This is a genomic window from Pseudogulbenkiania sp. MAI-1, from assembly GCF_000527175.1.
Classification (GTDB): Bacteria; Pseudomonadota; Gammaproteobacteria; order Burkholderiales; family Chromobacteriaceae; genus Pseudogulbenkiania.
Window position 1 is genome coordinate 392887 of sequence record NZ_AZUR01000001.1, and the last position, 12607, is coordinate 405493.

At 58.1% G+C, this 12607-nt stretch carries 22 protein-coding genes; all 22 read left to right on the forward strand.

Annotated elements, in window-relative coordinates; genetic code table 11:
* The first annotated feature begins 124 nt into the window (after positions 1-124).
* The 22 genes from rpsL (at position 125) to rplR (ending at position 12605) form a co-directional block, all read left to right on the forward strand.
* Positions 125-496, forward strand: a complete 372-nt coding sequence (gene rpsL, locus PSEMAI1_RS0101770; RefSeq protein ID WP_024301216.1) for a 30S ribosomal protein S12 — start codon at positions 125-127, stop codon at positions 494-496.
* A gap of 107 nt (positions 497-603) precedes the next feature.
* Entirely contained in the window at positions 604-1074 is a 471-nt protein-coding gene (gene rpsG, locus PSEMAI1_RS0101775) for a 30S ribosomal protein S7 (RefSeq protein WP_024301217.1), read from the forward strand.
* 27 nt (positions 1075-1101) lie between these two features.
* Positions 1102-3201 carry an elongation factor G gene (fusA, locus tag PSEMAI1_RS0101780; RefSeq protein ID WP_024301218.1) on the forward strand — a complete coding sequence of 700 codons (2100 nt, stop codon included), beginning with the start codon at positions 1102-1104 and terminating at the stop codon, positions 3199-3201.
* Between the two features lie 73 nt (positions 3202-3274).
* Positions 3275-4465: an elongation factor Tu gene (gene tuf, locus PSEMAI1_RS0101785; protein ID WP_024301207.1), complete on the forward strand. Its 1191-nt coding sequence runs from the start codon at positions 3275-3277 to the stop codon at positions 4463-4465.
* Positions 4466-4479: 14 nt separating this feature from the next.
* Positions 4480-4791: a 30S ribosomal protein S10 gene (rpsJ, locus tag PSEMAI1_RS0101790; protein WP_008955635.1), complete on the forward strand. Its 312-nt coding sequence runs from the start codon at positions 4480-4482 to the stop codon at positions 4789-4791.
* Between the two features lie 144 nt (positions 4792-4935).
* Positions 4936-5580, forward strand: coding sequence for a 50S ribosomal protein L3 (gene rplC, locus PSEMAI1_RS0101795; RefSeq protein ID WP_029770440.1), 645 nt, complete (start codon positions 4936-4938; stop codon positions 5578-5580).
* Positions 5580-6200, forward strand: coding sequence for a 50S ribosomal protein L4 (gene rplD, locus PSEMAI1_RS0101800; protein WP_024301219.1), 621 nt, complete (start codon positions 5580-5582; stop codon positions 6198-6200). The genes rplC and rplD overlap by 1 nt, the downstream gene beginning before the upstream one ends.
* Positions 6197-6499, forward strand: a complete 303-nt coding sequence (gene rplW, locus PSEMAI1_RS0101805) for a 50S ribosomal protein L23 (protein ID WP_024301220.1) — start codon at positions 6197-6199, stop codon at positions 6497-6499. The genes rplD and rplW overlap by 4 nt, the downstream gene beginning before the upstream one ends.
* A gap of 11 nt (positions 6500-6510) precedes the next feature.
* Positions 6511-7344, forward strand: a complete 834-nt coding sequence (rplB, locus tag PSEMAI1_RS0101810; protein ID WP_024301221.1) for a 50S ribosomal protein L2 — start codon at positions 6511-6513, stop codon at positions 7342-7344.
* A 7-nt stretch (positions 7345-7351) separates the two neighbouring features.
* A complete protein-coding gene (gene rpsS / locus PSEMAI1_RS0101815) occupies positions 7352-7630 on the forward strand; it encodes a 30S ribosomal protein S19 (RefSeq protein ID WP_024301222.1) in 279 nt (92 codons plus the stop codon).
* 9 nt (positions 7631-7639) lie between these two features.
* Complete coding sequence (gene rplV, locus PSEMAI1_RS0101820) at positions 7640-7969, forward strand: 50S ribosomal protein L22 (RefSeq protein WP_024301223.1); 330 nt, start codon at positions 7640-7642, stop codon at positions 7967-7969.
* A gap of 10 nt (positions 7970-7979) precedes the next feature.
* Positions 7980-8681, forward strand: a complete 702-nt coding sequence (gene rpsC, locus PSEMAI1_RS0101825; protein WP_024301224.1) for a 30S ribosomal protein S3 — start codon at positions 7980-7982, stop codon at positions 8679-8681.
* Positions 8665-9081 (forward strand): 50S ribosomal protein L16, encoded by a 417-nt coding sequence (gene rplP, locus PSEMAI1_RS0101830; protein WP_024301225.1) that lies wholly within the window; start codon positions 8665-8667, stop codon positions 9079-9081. Before rpsC ends, rplP begins: the two co-directional genes overlap by 17 nt.
* Positions 9081-9269 (forward strand): 50S ribosomal protein L29, encoded by a 189-nt coding sequence (gene rpmC, locus PSEMAI1_RS0101835; protein ID WP_024301226.1) that lies wholly within the window; start codon positions 9081-9083, stop codon positions 9267-9269. The genes rplP and rpmC overlap by 1 nt, the downstream gene beginning before the upstream one ends.
* 2 nt (positions 9270-9271) lie before the next feature.
* Entirely contained in the window at positions 9272-9535 is a 264-nt protein-coding gene (gene rpsQ, locus PSEMAI1_RS0101840; RefSeq protein WP_024301227.1) for a 30S ribosomal protein S17, read from the forward strand.
* A 196-nt stretch (positions 9536-9731) separates the two neighbouring features.
* On the forward strand, positions 9732-10100 hold the full coding sequence (gene rplN, locus PSEMAI1_RS0101845; protein WP_024301228.1) for a 50S ribosomal protein L14: 369 nt from the start codon (positions 9732-9734) through the stop codon (positions 10098-10100).
* 9 nt (positions 10101-10109) lie between these two features.
* Positions 10110-10424: a 50S ribosomal protein L24 gene (rplX, locus tag PSEMAI1_RS0101850; protein ID WP_024301229.1), complete on the forward strand. Its 315-nt coding sequence runs from the start codon at positions 10110-10112 to the stop codon at positions 10422-10424.
* 9 nt (positions 10425-10433) lie between these two features.
* Positions 10434-10973 (forward strand): 50S ribosomal protein L5, encoded by a 540-nt coding sequence (rplE, locus tag PSEMAI1_RS0101855; RefSeq protein ID WP_024301230.1) that lies wholly within the window; start codon positions 10434-10436, stop codon positions 10971-10973.
* 4 nt (positions 10974-10977) lie between these two features.
* Entirely contained in the window at positions 10978-11283 is a 306-nt protein-coding gene (rpsN, locus tag PSEMAI1_RS0101860) for a 30S ribosomal protein S14 (protein ID WP_008955649.1), read from the forward strand.
* Positions 11284-11296: 13 nt separating this feature from the next.
* On the forward strand, positions 11297-11692 hold the full coding sequence (gene rpsH, locus PSEMAI1_RS0101865) for a 30S ribosomal protein S8 (protein ID WP_008955650.1): 396 nt from the start codon (positions 11297-11299) through the stop codon (positions 11690-11692).
* Between the two features lie 12 nt (positions 11693-11704).
* Positions 11705-12238: a 50S ribosomal protein L6 gene (gene rplF, locus PSEMAI1_RS0101870; RefSeq protein WP_024301231.1), complete on the forward strand. Its 534-nt coding sequence runs from the start codon at positions 11705-11707 to the stop codon at positions 12236-12238.
* A gap of 13 nt (positions 12239-12251) precedes the next feature.
* Positions 12252-12605, forward strand: coding sequence for a 50S ribosomal protein L18 (gene rplR, locus PSEMAI1_RS0101875; RefSeq protein WP_024301232.1), 354 nt, complete (start codon positions 12252-12254; stop codon positions 12603-12605).
* The last annotated feature ends 2 nt before the right edge of the window (positions 12606-12607 follow it).

Below are 12607 nucleotides of genomic sequence, written 5' to 3' on the forward strand. Positions count from 1 at the left end.
TTTCAACGGTTAACGTTGGGAGGCAGCGTCTTTTTCATTGACGCTCCGTAGTTGCCTAAAATATAATCCTCCGTCCTTCTGGGCGGCATGTTGCCGTCCACGACTCAACTAGGAACTGATAGTAATGCCAACCATCAACCAACTCGTGCGCAAAGGCCGCCTGGCCGAGCAGACGAAGAGCAAGGTGCCGGCGCTGGAGGCCTGCCCGCAGAAGCGTGGCGTGTGCACCCGCGTTTACACCACGACCCCGAAAAAGCCGAACTCCGCCCTGCGTAAAGTGTGCAAGGTTCGTCTGACCAACGGTTTCGAAGTGATTTCGTACATCGGCGGTGAAGGCCACAACCTGCAGGAACACTCCGTGGTGCTGATCCGTGGTGGTCGTGTGAAGGACTTGCCGGGTGTGCGTTACCACACCGTGCGCGGCTCGCTGGATACCGCTGGCGTGAAAGACCGTAAGCAGGCTCGTTCCAAGTACGGCGCCAAGCGTCCTAAGTAAGACGCCCGCCCGGAACGTAAACGGCGGTGCTGCACCGTCGAGTAAGTGGTTGCTCCACTGGGCGGCCATGAGCGGCAAGCTCAACTGAATTGAATTAAGGAATTACCATGCCAAGACGCAGAGAAGTCCCCAAGCGCGAAATCCTGCCGGATCCGAAGTTCGGTAGCCAGGATCTCTCCAAATTCATGAACGTCGTGATGATCGACGGCAAGAAATCCGTTGCAGAGCGCATTATCTACGGCGCGCTGGACCAAATTGAAAAGAAAACCGGCAAGAACGCGCTGGAAGTGTTCAACACTGCCCTCGCCAACGCCAAGCCGGTTGTCGAAGTGAAGAGCCGCCGTGTAGGTGGTGCAAACTATCAGGTTCCAGTTGAGGTGCGTCCGGCACGCCGTATGGCGCTCGCTATGCGTTGGCTGCGCGATGCAGCCCGCAAGCGCGGTGAAAAATCCATGGACCTGCGTCTGGCCGGGGAACTGATCGACGCGGCCGAAGGCCGTGGCGGCGCCATGAAGAAGCGTGAAGAAGTTCACCGCATGGCCGAAGCCAACAAGGCGTTCTCGCACTTCCGTTTCTAAGTTAAACCCACCGAGAAGGTTTTGGCCGTGGCTAGGAAAACTCCTATCGAGCGCTACCGCAACATCGGTATCAGCGCTCACATCGACGCCGGTAAGACCACTACTACCGAGCGTATTCTGTTTTACACCGGGGTGAACCACAAGATTGGTGAAGTTCACGACGGCGCCGCCACCATGGACTGGATGGAGCAAGAGCAGGAGCGTGGTATCACCATTACCTCCGCTGCCACCACCACGTTCTGGAAAGGCATGGGGATGCAGTTCCCCGAGCACCGTTTCAACATCATCGATACCCCGGGGCACGTGGACTTCACCATCGAGGTGGAGCGTTCCATGCGCGTGCTGGACGGTGCCGTGATGGTGTACTGCGCCGTGGGTGGCGTGCAGCCGCAGTCGGAAACCGTATGGCGTCAGGCCAACAAGTACCAGGTTCCGCGTATCGCCTTCGTGAACAAGATGGACCGTCAGGGTGCCAACTTCTTCCGTGCCGTGGACCAGGTAAAGACTCGTCTGCGTGGCAACCCGGTGCCCATCGTGGTGCCTATCGGTGCCGAAGACGGCTTCACCGGCGTGGTTGACCTCTTGAAGATGAAGGCCATCATCTGGGATGAAGCCTCCCAGGGCATGAAGTTCGAGTACGGCGACATCCCGGCCGACCTGGTTTCCGTTGCCGAAGAATGGCGCGAAAAGATGGTCGAAGCGGCCGCTGAATCCAGCGAAGAGATGATGAACAAATACCTCGAAGAGGGCGAGCTCTCCGAAGAGGAAATCATCAAGGGCCTGCGCGACCGTACCCTGAAGTGCGAAATCCAGCCGATGCTGTGCGGTTCCGCCTTCAAGAACAAGGGTGTGCAGCGCATGCTGGACGCCGTCGTCGAACTGCTGCCGAGCCCGCTGGACGTGCCGCCGGTGCCGGGCGAACTGGACGATGGTACCCCGACCACCCGTCAGGCTTCCGACGACGAGCACTTCTCCGCTCTGGCGTTCAAGCTGATGAACGACCCGTACGTGGGTCAGCTGACCTTCTTCCGCGTCTACTCCGGCGTGGTGAAGTCGGGCGACACCGTACTGAACACCGTCAAGGGCAAGAAAGAGCGTATCGGCCGTATCGTGCAGATGCACGCCAACGACCGTAAAGAGATCGAAGAAGTGCGCGCCGGCGACATCGCCGCCGCCATCGGTCTGAAGGAAGTGACCACCGGTGAAACCCTGTGTTCCACCGATGCGCCGCTGATCCTCGAGCGCATGGAATTCCCGGAGCCGGTGATTCACGTTGCCGTCGAGCCGAAGACCAAGGCCGACCAGGAAAAGATGGGCGTCGCCCTGAACCGCCTGGCCAAGGAAGACCCGTCGTTCCGTGTACGCACCGACGAAGAATCCGGCCAGACCATCATTTCCGGTATGGGCGAACTGCACCTGGAAATTCTGGTCGACCGCATGAAGCGCGAATTCGGCGTGGAAGCCAACGTCGGCGCTCCGCAAGTGGCTTACCGCGAGACCATCACCAAGACCGTGACCGACGTGGAAGGCAAGCACGTCAAGCAGTCCGGCGGTAAGGGTCAGTACGGTCACGCCGTGATCACGCTGGAACCGTCCGGCGAAGGCAACGGCTACAAGTTCTTCGACGAGATCAAGGGTGGCGTGATTCCGCGTGAATTCATCCCGTCCGTGGACAAGGGTATCCAGAACACCCTGGCCAACGGTATTCTCGCCGGCTTCCCGGTGGTGGACGTGACCGTGCGTCTGACCTTCGGTTCCTACCACGACGTCGACTCCTCGCAGATCGCCTTCGAACTGGCCGGCTCGCTGGCCTTCAAGGAAGCCATGCGTCGTGCGGGTCCGTGCATCCTCGAGCCGATGATGGCCGTGGAAGTGGAAACGCCGGAAGAGTACATGGGCGATGTGATGGGCGACCTGAACCGTCGCCGTGGCATCGTGCAGGGCATGGACGACGACGGTCTGGGTGGCAAGAAGATCAAGGCCGAAGTACCGCTGGCCGAGATGTTCGGCTACTCCACCGACCTGCGTTCGGCAACCCAGGGTCGTGCGACCTACTCCATGGAGTTCAAGCACTACTCCGAGGCGCCGAAGCACGTCGCTGACGCCGTGATGAACGCCAAGAAGTAATGCGCGCTGAGGTTGGCCGAAGCTACTTCGGCCAACCTGATCTGTATGTTCTTTAATCAAGGAATTTTGCAAAATGGCAAAAGAAAAGTTTGAGCGGACTAAACCGCACGTAAACGTCGGCACCATCGGTCACGTTGACCATGGTAAAACCACGCTGACCGCCGCTATCACCACCATTCTGTCGAAGAAATACGGTGGCGAAGCCAAAGACTACTCCCAGATCGACAGCGCGCCGGAAGAAAAGGCTCGCGGTATTACCATTAATACCGCTCACGTAGAATACGAAACCGCTACCCGTCACTACGCTCACGTAGACTGCCCGGGTCACGCCGACTACGTGAAGAACATGATCACCGGCGCCGCCCAGATGGACGGCGCGATCCTGGTGTGCTCGGCCGCTGACGGTCCGATGCCGCAAACCCGCGAACACATCCTGCTGTCCCGTCAGGTTGGCGTTCCGTACATCATCGTCTACCTGAACAAGGCCGACCTGGTGGACGACGCCGAACTGCTGGAACTGGTGGAAATGGAAGTGCGCGACCTGCTGTCGTCCTACGACTTCCCGGGCGACGACACCCCGATCATCATCGGTTCTGCCCGTCTGGCGCTGGAAGGCGACCAGTCCGAATACGGCGAGCCGTCGATCTTCCGTCTGGCCGACGCGCTGGACAGCTACATCCCGACTCCGGAACGCGCCATCGACAAGCCGTTCCTGCTGCCGATCGAAGACGTGTTCTCGATCTCGGGCCGTGGCACCGTGGTGACCGGTCGCGTTGAGCGCGGCATCGTCAAGGTTGGCGAAGAAATCGAAATCGTGGGCCTGAAGCCGACCGCCAAGACTACCTGCACCGGCGTGGAAATGTTCCGCAAGCTGCTGGACCAGGGTCAGGCTGGCGACAACGTTGGCGTGCTGCTGCGCGGCACCAAGCGTGAAGAAGTGGAGCGTGGTCAGGTGCTGGCCAAGCCGGGCTCGATCACCCCGCACACCAAGTTCGAAGCTTCGGTGTACGTGCTGTCGAAAGACGAAGGTGGCCGTCACACCCCGTTCTTCGCCAACTACCGCCCGCAGTTCTACTTCCGTACCACCGACGTGACCGGTGCCATCACCCTGAAAGAGGGTGTGGAAATGGTTATGCCGGGTGACAACGTGGAGTTCTCCGTGGAACTGATCGCTCCGATCGCCATGGAAGAAGGTCTGCGCTTCGCCATCCGCGAAGGTGGCCGTACCGTCGGCGCCGGCGTTGTTTCCAAGATCATCGCCTAATCGGAAAGCTGAAGATGCAAAGCCAAAAAATCCGCATTCGCCTGAAAGCTTTCGATTACAACCTGATCGACCGCTCCGCGCAGGAAATCGTTGAAACCGCCAAGCGCACCGGCGCCGTGGTCAAGGGTCCGGTTCCGCTGCCGACCAAGATCGAGCGTTTCAACATCCTGCGCTCGCCGCACGTGAACAAGACTTCCCGCGACCAGCTGGAAATCCGCACTCACCTGCGCCTGATGGACATCGTCGATCCGACCGACAAAACCGTGGACGCGCTGATGAAGCTCGATCTGCCGGCCGGTGTCGATGTGGAAATCAAGCTGCAGTAAGCACGAGGAATTCTGCTGCGCAGGCCTAAGTGCTTGCGATAGTTGAATTTTCTGTGATACATTAGCGGACTCGCCATTTTGGCGGGTCCGCTTTTGTTTTTATGAGCCGGTCAATCGTAATCGGCCCTGCAAAAGGAAATAAACATGAGTTTAGGTCTTGTCGGTCGCAAAGTCGGCATGACCCGCATTTTTGCCGAAGATGGTGCTTCCATCCCGGTAACTGTGCTGGACATGGCTGCCAATCGCGTCACGCAAATCAAAACTGCCGAAGTTGATGGCTACGAAGCTGTTCAGGTTGCCTACGGTTCCTGCAAAGCCAACCGCGTCAACAAGGCTGAAGCTGGTCATTTCGCCAAGGCGGGCGTTGAAGCCGGCCGCGGTCTGGGTGAATTCACTCTGAGCGCTGAGCAGTTGTCTCAGTTCAAGCCGGGTGACTCCATCACCGTCGAAATCTTCCAGGTAGGTCAACTCGTTGACGTTACCGGTACCTCCAAGGGTAAGGGTTTCTCCGGTGTGATCAAGCGTCACAACTTCTCTTCCAACCGTGCTTCCCACGGTAACTCCCGTTCGCACAATACTCCGGGTTCCATCGGTCAAGCCCAGGATCCGGGTCGCGTGCTGCCGGGTAAGCGCATGGCCGGTCAGTACGGTAACGTACAGAGCACCGTGCAGTGCCTGGAAATCGTCCGCATCGATACCGAACGTCAACTGATTCTGGTCAAGGGTGCAGTTCCGGGTGCCAAGAACGGTGATGTCGTCGTTCGTCCTAGTGTGAAGGCGGGTGCGTGATGGAATTGAAGGTTATCAATGTACAAGGTCAGGCCGTAGAAGGCCTGCAGGCTTCCGAAGTGCTGTTCGGTCGCGAATACAATGAAGCTCTGGTCCATCAGGTGGTCACCGCGTTCCTGGCTAACGCCCGTAGCGCCAACCGTGCCCAGAAGACCCGTGCCGAAGTGAAGCACTCCACCAAGAAGCCGTTCCGCCAAAAGGGCACCGGCCGTGCCCGTGCCGGTATGACTTCCTCGCCGCTGTGGCGTGGTGGTGGTCGCGCCTTCCCGAACAGCCCGGACGAAAACTTCTCGCACAAGGTCAACCGCAAGATGTTCCGCGCCGGCATGGCTGCGATCCTGTCGCAACTGGTGCGTGACGAGCGTCTGGTCGTTGTCGACAACCTCGCGGTTGAAACGCCGAAAACGAAGGAATTCGTCGGCCTGGTCAAGTCCATGGGGATCGAACAGGGTCTGTTCATCACCAACGAAATGGACGAAAACCTCTATCTGTCGTCGCGCAACCTGCCGAATGTGCTGGTGATCGAGACTCAGCAAGTGGATCCGTACAGCCTGCTGCGTTTCAAGAAAATCGTGATCACTCGCGACGCCGTGAAGCAACTCGAGGAGCAGTGGGCATGAATCAGGAACGTTTGTTGCAAGTAATCCTTGCTCCGGTTGTTTCCGAGAAGAGCACTCTCGTCTCCGAGAAAAACCAGCAAGTCGTGTTCCGCGTCGCTAGCGATGCTACCAAGCCGGAGATCAAGGCGGCTGTCGAGATGCTGTTCAACGTGAAGGTTGACGGCGTTTCCACCGTGAACGTCAAGGGCAAGGTTAAGCGCTTTGGCCGTACTTTCGGCCGTCGCAAGGACTGGAAAAAGGCTTACGTCAGCCTGGCGGCTGGTCAGGAAATCGACCTGACCGCGACTGCAGCTGAGTGAGGAGATAGAGCATGCCTATCGTTAAAGTAAAACCGACTTCCGCGGGTCGCCGTGCCGTAGTCAAGGTGGTTCACCCTGACCTGCACAAAGGTGCTCCGCACGCCGCTCTGGTCGAGAAGAAGAACTCGACCTCCGGCCGCAACAACAACGGCCACATCACCGTGCGTCATCGCGGCGGTGGCCACAAGCAGCACTACCGTATCGTCGACTTCCGTCGCAACAAGGACGGCATTCCGGCCAAGGTCGAGCGTATCGAATACGACCCGAACCGTACCGCTCACATCGCCCTGTTGTGCTACGCCGACGGCGAGCGCCGCTACATCATCGCCCCGCGCGGTGTGAAGGCCGGTGCCGTTCTGCTGTCCGGTGCCGAAGCCCCGATCAAGGCCGGTAACTGCCTGCCGATTCGCAACATTCCGGTTGGTACCACCATCCACTGCGTAGAACTGCAGCCGGGTAAGGGTGCCCAGATGGTGCGTTCCGCTGGCGCTTCCGCCATGCTGCTGGCGCGCGAGGGCGTTTACGCCCAGCTGCGTCTGCGCTCCGGCGAAATCCGCAAGGTGCATGTCGATTGCCGTGCCACCGTGGGTGAAGTGGGTAACGAAGAGCACAGCCTGCGCAAGCTCGGCAAGGCCGGTGCGACCCGTTGGCGTGGTATTCGTCCGACCGTTCGTGGTACTGCCATGAACCCGATCGATCACCCGCATGGTGGTGGTGAAGGTCGTACGGGTGAAGGCCGTGTGCCGGTTAGCCCGTGGGGCACGCCGACCAAGGGCTTCCGTACCCGTCGCAACAAGCGTACCGACAACATGATCGTACGCCGTCGCTATTCCACTAAAGGGTAATTGACATATGGCACGTTCGCAGAAAAAAGGCCCGTTTGTTGATCTGCACCTTCTGAAGAAGGTGGACGCGGCGCGTGCGACCAATGACAAGCGTCCGATCAAGACCTGGTCGCGTCGTTCGACCGTCCTGCCGGACTTCATTGGCCTGACTATCGCTGTACACAACGGTCGCACCCATGTGCCGGTTTATGTTTCCGAAAACATGGTCGGTCATAAACTGGGCGAATTCTCCCTGACTCGTACCTTCAAGGGCCACGCTGCCGACAAGAAGGCGAAGAAGAGGTAAGGTGAAGCGATGAGAGTATCTGCACATTTGAACACCGTCCGCCTGTCGGCACAGAAGTGCCGCCTGGTGGCCGATCTGATCCGCGGCAAGTCCGTCGATCAGGCCCTGAACATCCTGGCGTTCAGCCCGAAAAAAGGCGCCGTGATTGTCAAGAAAGTGCTGGAGTCGGCTATCGCCAACGCCGAGCACAACGAGGGTGCCGACATCGACACCCTGAAGGTGGCTGCCATCTTCGTTGACAAAGGTCCGAGTCTGAAGCGTTTCACTGCCCGTGCGAAGGGTCGTGGCAACCGTATCGAAAAGCAGACTTGCCATATCACGTTGACCGTGGGCAACTAAGGGGTAAGCAATGGGTCAGAAGATTCATCCGACGGGTTTCCGTCTTGCCGTTAACAAGAACTGGTCTTCCAAGTGGTTCGCGAACTCGCATGACTTCGCCGGTATGCTCAAGCAGGATATCGACGTTCGCGAATTCCTGAAGAAGCGTCTTGCTAACGCATCCGTGGGTCGTGTCACCATCGAGCGCCCGGCCAAGTCCGCCCGCATCACCATTCACAGCGCCCGTCCTGGCGTCGTGATCGGCAAGAAGGGCGAGGACATCGAAGTTCTGAAGAAAGAACTGCAGAAGCGCCTGGGCGTGCCGGTTCATGTGAACATCGAAGAAGTTCGCAAGCCGGAAATCGACGCTCAGATCATCGCCGACGGTATTGCATCGCAGCTGGAAAAGCGCGTGATGTTCCGCCGTGCCATGAAGCGCGCCATGCAGAACGCCATGCGCATGGGCGCCCAGGGCATCAAAATCATGAGCTCGGGCCGTCTGAACGGCATCGAAATCGCCCGTACCGAATGGTATCGCGAAGGCCGCGTGCCGCTGCATACCCTGCGTGCCGACGTCGACTACGCGACTTCCGAAGCCAACACCACCTACGGTGTGATCGGTATCAAGGTATGGGTATACAAAGGTGAGCTGAAGCCGGGTCAGGTTCAGGCCGCTCCGGTTGCCACCGAGAAGAAAACGAGAAAGGGTCCGCGCAATGCTGCAGCCAACTAGACTCAAGTACCGCAAACAGCAGAAAGGCCGTAACACCGGTATCGCTACCCGTGGCAACAAGGTCAGCTTCGGCGATTTCGGCCTCAAGGCCGTAGGCCGTGGCCGCCTGACCGCGCGCCAGATCGAGGCGGCTCGTCGTGCGATGACCCGCCACATCAAGCGTGGTGGCCGCATCTGGATCCGTATTTTCCCGGACAAGCCGATCAGCTCGAAGCCTGCTGAAGTGCGTATGGGTAACGGTAAAGGTAGCCCGGAATACTACGTGGCGGAAATCCAGCCCGGCAAAATGCTGTACGAAATGGATGGTGTGGCTGAGGAGCTTGCTCGCGAAGCCTTCCGTTTGGCCGCAGCCAAGTTGCCGATCCCGACTGTGTTTGTGACTAGACAGGTAGGTCAGTAATGAAAGCGTCCGAACTGAGAGCAAAGACTGATGCCGAGCTGAAGGTGGAACTGCTGAGCCTGCTGAAGGCACAGTTCGCGCTGCGCATGCAGCATGCCACCCAGCAGCTCGCCAAGACCAGTGAGCTGAAGAAAGTGCGTCGCGACATCGCTCGCGTGCGCACCGTTCTGAAAGAAAAGGTGGCTTGATTATGAGCGAAACCAAAGTCGTACGTACGCTGACCGGCAAGGTGGTCAGCGACAAGATGGATAAGACTGTTACCGTGCTGGTCGAGCGCAAAGTTAAGCACCCGATCTACGGCAAGATTATCCGTCGTTCCAAGAAGTTCCACGCACACGACGAGAACAACGAGTTCCGTGCTGGCGATACCGTTGTCATCAGCGAATCCCGCCCGCTCTCGAAGACCAAGTCGTGGGTTGTGACTGCACTGGTCGAGAAAGCTCGTCAAGTGTAAAACTTGCAGAGGGGCTCGCCCCTCTGTATAATGGCCACTTCCCTGTCCATTCGGGCAGGGTTCGCCCTTTGCGGGGTCCAAAACTGGCCGTTTGATACGCCGCAGAATTCTCTGTGGCGTTTCGTCTAACTGAATGCCTGAAACTGGCGGAAGGTGGACGAAAGTGACGGGTTAAGTTGGATAGAAAGGTAATCAAATGATCCAAATGCAGACCATGCTTGAGGTCGCAGACAACACCGGTGCGCGTTCGGTTATGTGCATCAAGGTGCTGGGCGGTTCCAAGCGTCGCTATGCAAGTGTTGGCGATATCATCAAGGTGAGCATCAAGGATGCTGCTCCGCGTGGTCGCGTCAAGAAAGGCGATGTGTACAACGCTGTCGTGGTTCGCACGGCAAAGGGTGTACGCCGTCCGGACGGCTCGCTGATCAAGTTCGATGGCAACGCCGCCGTACTGCTGAACAACAAACTCGAGCCGATCGGCACTCGTATCTTCGGGCCGGTAACGCGTGAACTGCGTACCGAGCGCTTCATGAAGATCGTTTCGCTCGCTCCAGAAGTGCTGTAAGGGGGACGCATGCGCAAAATTCGTAAGGGTGATGAAGTCGTAGTAATCACCGGCAAGGACAAGGGTAAGCGCGGCACCGTTCTCCGTGTTCTGGACGACAAGGTCGTTGTCGAAGGTGTGAATGTTGCTAAGAAGCACCAGAAGCCGAATCCGGTTCGTGGTGTTGCTGGTGGCATCGTTGAAAAGACCATGCCGGTCGATGTGTCCAATGTGGCCATCTTTAACCCGGCTAGCCAGAAGGCTGATCGCGTAGGCTTCAAGACTCTTGAAGACGGCCGCAAGGTGCGCGTATTCAAGTCCAATGGCGAAGTTATCGGGGCCTAAGGAGTCAACATGGCACGTTTCTACGATTTTTACAAAGAAAGCGTAGTGCCGGAGCTGGTAAAACAGTTCGGCTACAAGTCGATCATGGAGGTTCCCCGCATCGAGAAAATCACCCTGAACATGGGTGTGGGCGAAGCGGTGGCCGACAAGAAGGTAATGGAACACGCTGTAGGCGACCTCGAGAAAATCGCTGGTCAGAAGCCTGTAGTGACCACGGCACGCAAGTCGATCGCCGGCTTCAAGATTCGTGATCAATACCCGATCGGCTGCAAGGTCACGCTGCGCCGCGAGCGCATGTACGAATTCCTTGATCGCCTGGTGACCATCGCGCTGCCGCGCGTGCGTGACTTCCGTGGCGTGTCCGCCAAGTCCTTCGATGGCCGCGGCAACTACAACATGGGTGTTCGCGAACAGATCATCTTCCCGGAAATCGAGTACGACAAGATCGATGCGCTGCGTGGGATGAACATCACCATTACCACCACGGCGAAGACTGACGAAGAAGCCCGCGCACTGCTGGCTGCGTTCAAGTTCCCGTTCAAGGGTTAAGCACATGGCAACACTTGCACTGATTAACCGTGAAGAGAAGCGCGCGAAGCTGGTCGCCAAATTCGCCAGCAAGCGTGAACAGCTCCTCGAAATCATCAATAACCAGAGCCTCTCGGAAGAAGAGCGTTTCGCCGCACGCCTGAAACTTCAGCAACTGCCGCGCAATGCCAGCCCGGTGCGCCAGCGTCGTCGCTGCGCCGTGACCGGTCGTCCGCGTGGCGTGTTCCGTAAATTCGGTCTGGGTCGCAACAAACTTCGTGAAATCGCCATGAAAGGCGAGATCCCGGGCGTTGTGAAGGCCAGCTGGTAATAGGAGATACAGAATGAGCATGCATGATCCTATTTCCGATATGTTGACCCGCATCCGCAACGCTCAGCGTGCTTCCAAGGCTGCCGTATCCATGCCTTGCTCCAAGCTGAAGGTTGCACTGGCCCAGGTGCTGAAGGATGAAGGTTATATCGAAGACTTTGCCGTAGCCGGCGAAGAGAAGAAGCCCGTCCTGGATATCCAGCTCAAGTACTATGCCGGTCGTCCGGTCATCGATCGCATTGAGCGCGTATCCCGTCCCGGCCTGCGTGTTTACAAAGGCTCCACCGAGATCCCGAAAGTAATGAACGGTCTGGGTGTGGCAATTGTATCCACCTCCAAAGGTCTGATGACTGATCGCAAGGCCCGCGCAGCCGGTATCGGCGGCGAGCTTCTCTGCATCGTGGCATAAGGAGAGGGTTGAATGTCTCGCGTAGCAAAGAATCCCGTAGCGATCCCGGCCGGCGTTGAAGTCAAGTTCAACGCTACCGAGGTGAGCGTCAAGGGCGCTCTTGGCACCCTCACCACCGCTCTGTGCGATGAGGTTGAAGTGAAACTGGACGACAACCAGCTGACCTTCGCCGCCAAGAACGACAGCAAGTTCGCTCGTGCCATGTCCGGTACGCTGCGTGCCCTGCTCAACAACATGGTTACTGGCGTCAGCAAAGGCTTCGAGAAGAAGCTGACCCTGGTCGGCGTGGGCTATCGTGCCCAGGCCCAGGGCGATGCCGTGAACCTGTCTCTTGGTTTCTCCCACCCGGTTTCGCACAAGATGCCGGCCGGCGTGAAAGTGGAAACCCCGACTCAGACCGAGATCCTGATCAAGGGCGCTGACAAGCAGCTCGTTGGTCAAGTCGCTGCCGAAATCCGTGCCTACCGCTCCCCGGAGCCGTACAAGGGCAAGGGCGTACGCTATGCCGACGAGGTCGTGGTTCTGAAAGAGACCAAGAAGAAGTAATTGAGGCCCTGACATGGACAAGAAACAAGCTCGACTCCGCCGTGCACGCAAAACCCGTGCTCGGATTGCGGAGCTCAAGATGGTGCGCCTTTCCGTACACCGCACCAACTGCCACATTTACGCTCAGATCATTGATGAGACTGGTAGTCGTGTGCTGGCCAGCGCTTCCTCCCTGGAAGCCGAAGTGCGCTCTGATCTTGCCAATGGTGGCAACCAGGCCGCTGCAGCCGTAGTCGGCAAGCGGATTGCCGAGAAAGCCAAGGCAGCTGGCATCGAAAAAGTCGCTTTTGATCGTTCGGGTTTCCAATACCACGGCCGTATCAAGGCGCTGGCCGATGCGGCTCGCGAAAGCGGCCTCGTATTCTAATT

Coding starts and splice junctions, on each gene's coding strand:
- rpsL (WP_024301216.1), top strand. CDS start 125: ATGCCAACCATCAACCAACTCGTGCGCAAAGGCCGCCTGGCCGAGCAG.
- rpsG (WP_024301217.1), top strand. CDS start 604: ATGCCAAGACGCAGAGAAGTCCCCAAGCGCGAAATCCTGCCGGATCCG.
- tuf (WP_024301207.1), top strand. CDS start 3,275: ATGGCAAAAGAAAAGTTTGAGCGGACTAAACCGCACGTAAACGTCGGC.
- rpsJ (WP_008955635.1), top strand. CDS start 4,480: ATGCAAAGCCAAAAAATCCGCATTCGCCTGAAAGCTTTCGATTACAAC.
- rplC (WP_029770440.1), top strand. CDS start 4,936: ATGAGTTTAGGTCTTGTCGGTCGCAAAGTCGGCATGACCCGCATTTTT.
- rplD (WP_024301219.1), top strand. CDS start 5,580: ATGGAATTGAAGGTTATCAATGTACAAGGTCAGGCCGTAGAAGGCCTG.
- rplW (WP_024301220.1), top strand. CDS start 6,197: ATGAATCAGGAACGTTTGTTGCAAGTAATCCTTGCTCCGGTTGTTTCC.
- rplB (WP_024301221.1), top strand. CDS start 6,511: ATGCCTATCGTTAAAGTAAAACCGACTTCCGCGGGTCGCCGTGCCGTA.
- rpsS (WP_024301222.1), top strand. CDS start 7,352: ATGGCACGTTCGCAGAAAAAAGGCCCGTTTGTTGATCTGCACCTTCTG.
- rplV (WP_024301223.1), top strand. CDS start 7,640: ATGAGAGTATCTGCACATTTGAACACCGTCCGCCTGTCGGCACAGAAG.
- rpsC (WP_024301224.1), top strand. CDS start 7,980: ATGGGTCAGAAGATTCATCCGACGGGTTTCCGTCTTGCCGTTAACAAG.
- rplP (WP_024301225.1), top strand. CDS start 8,665: ATGCTGCAGCCAACTAGACTCAAGTACCGCAAACAGCAGAAAGGCCGT.
- rpmC (WP_024301226.1), top strand. CDS start 9,081: ATGAAAGCGTCCGAACTGAGAGCAAAGACTGATGCCGAGCTGAAGGTG.
- rpsQ (WP_024301227.1), top strand. CDS start 9,272: ATGAGCGAAACCAAAGTCGTACGTACGCTGACCGGCAAGGTGGTCAGC.
- rplN (WP_024301228.1), top strand. CDS start 9,732: ATGATCCAAATGCAGACCATGCTTGAGGTCGCAGACAACACCGGTGCG.
- rplX (WP_024301229.1), top strand. CDS start 10,110: ATGCGCAAAATTCGTAAGGGTGATGAAGTCGTAGTAATCACCGGCAAG.
- rplE (WP_024301230.1), top strand. CDS start 10,434: ATGGCACGTTTCTACGATTTTTACAAAGAAAGCGTAGTGCCGGAGCTG.
- rpsN (WP_008955649.1), top strand. CDS start 10,978: ATGGCAACACTTGCACTGATTAACCGTGAAGAGAAGCGCGCGAAGCTG.
- rpsH (WP_008955650.1), top strand. CDS start 11,297: ATGAGCATGCATGATCCTATTTCCGATATGTTGACCCGCATCCGCAAC.
- rplF (WP_024301231.1), top strand. CDS start 11,705: ATGTCTCGCGTAGCAAAGAATCCCGTAGCGATCCCGGCCGGCGTTGAA.
- rplR (WP_024301232.1), top strand. CDS start 12,252: ATGGACAAGAAACAAGCTCGACTCCGCCGTGCACGCAAAACCCGTGCT.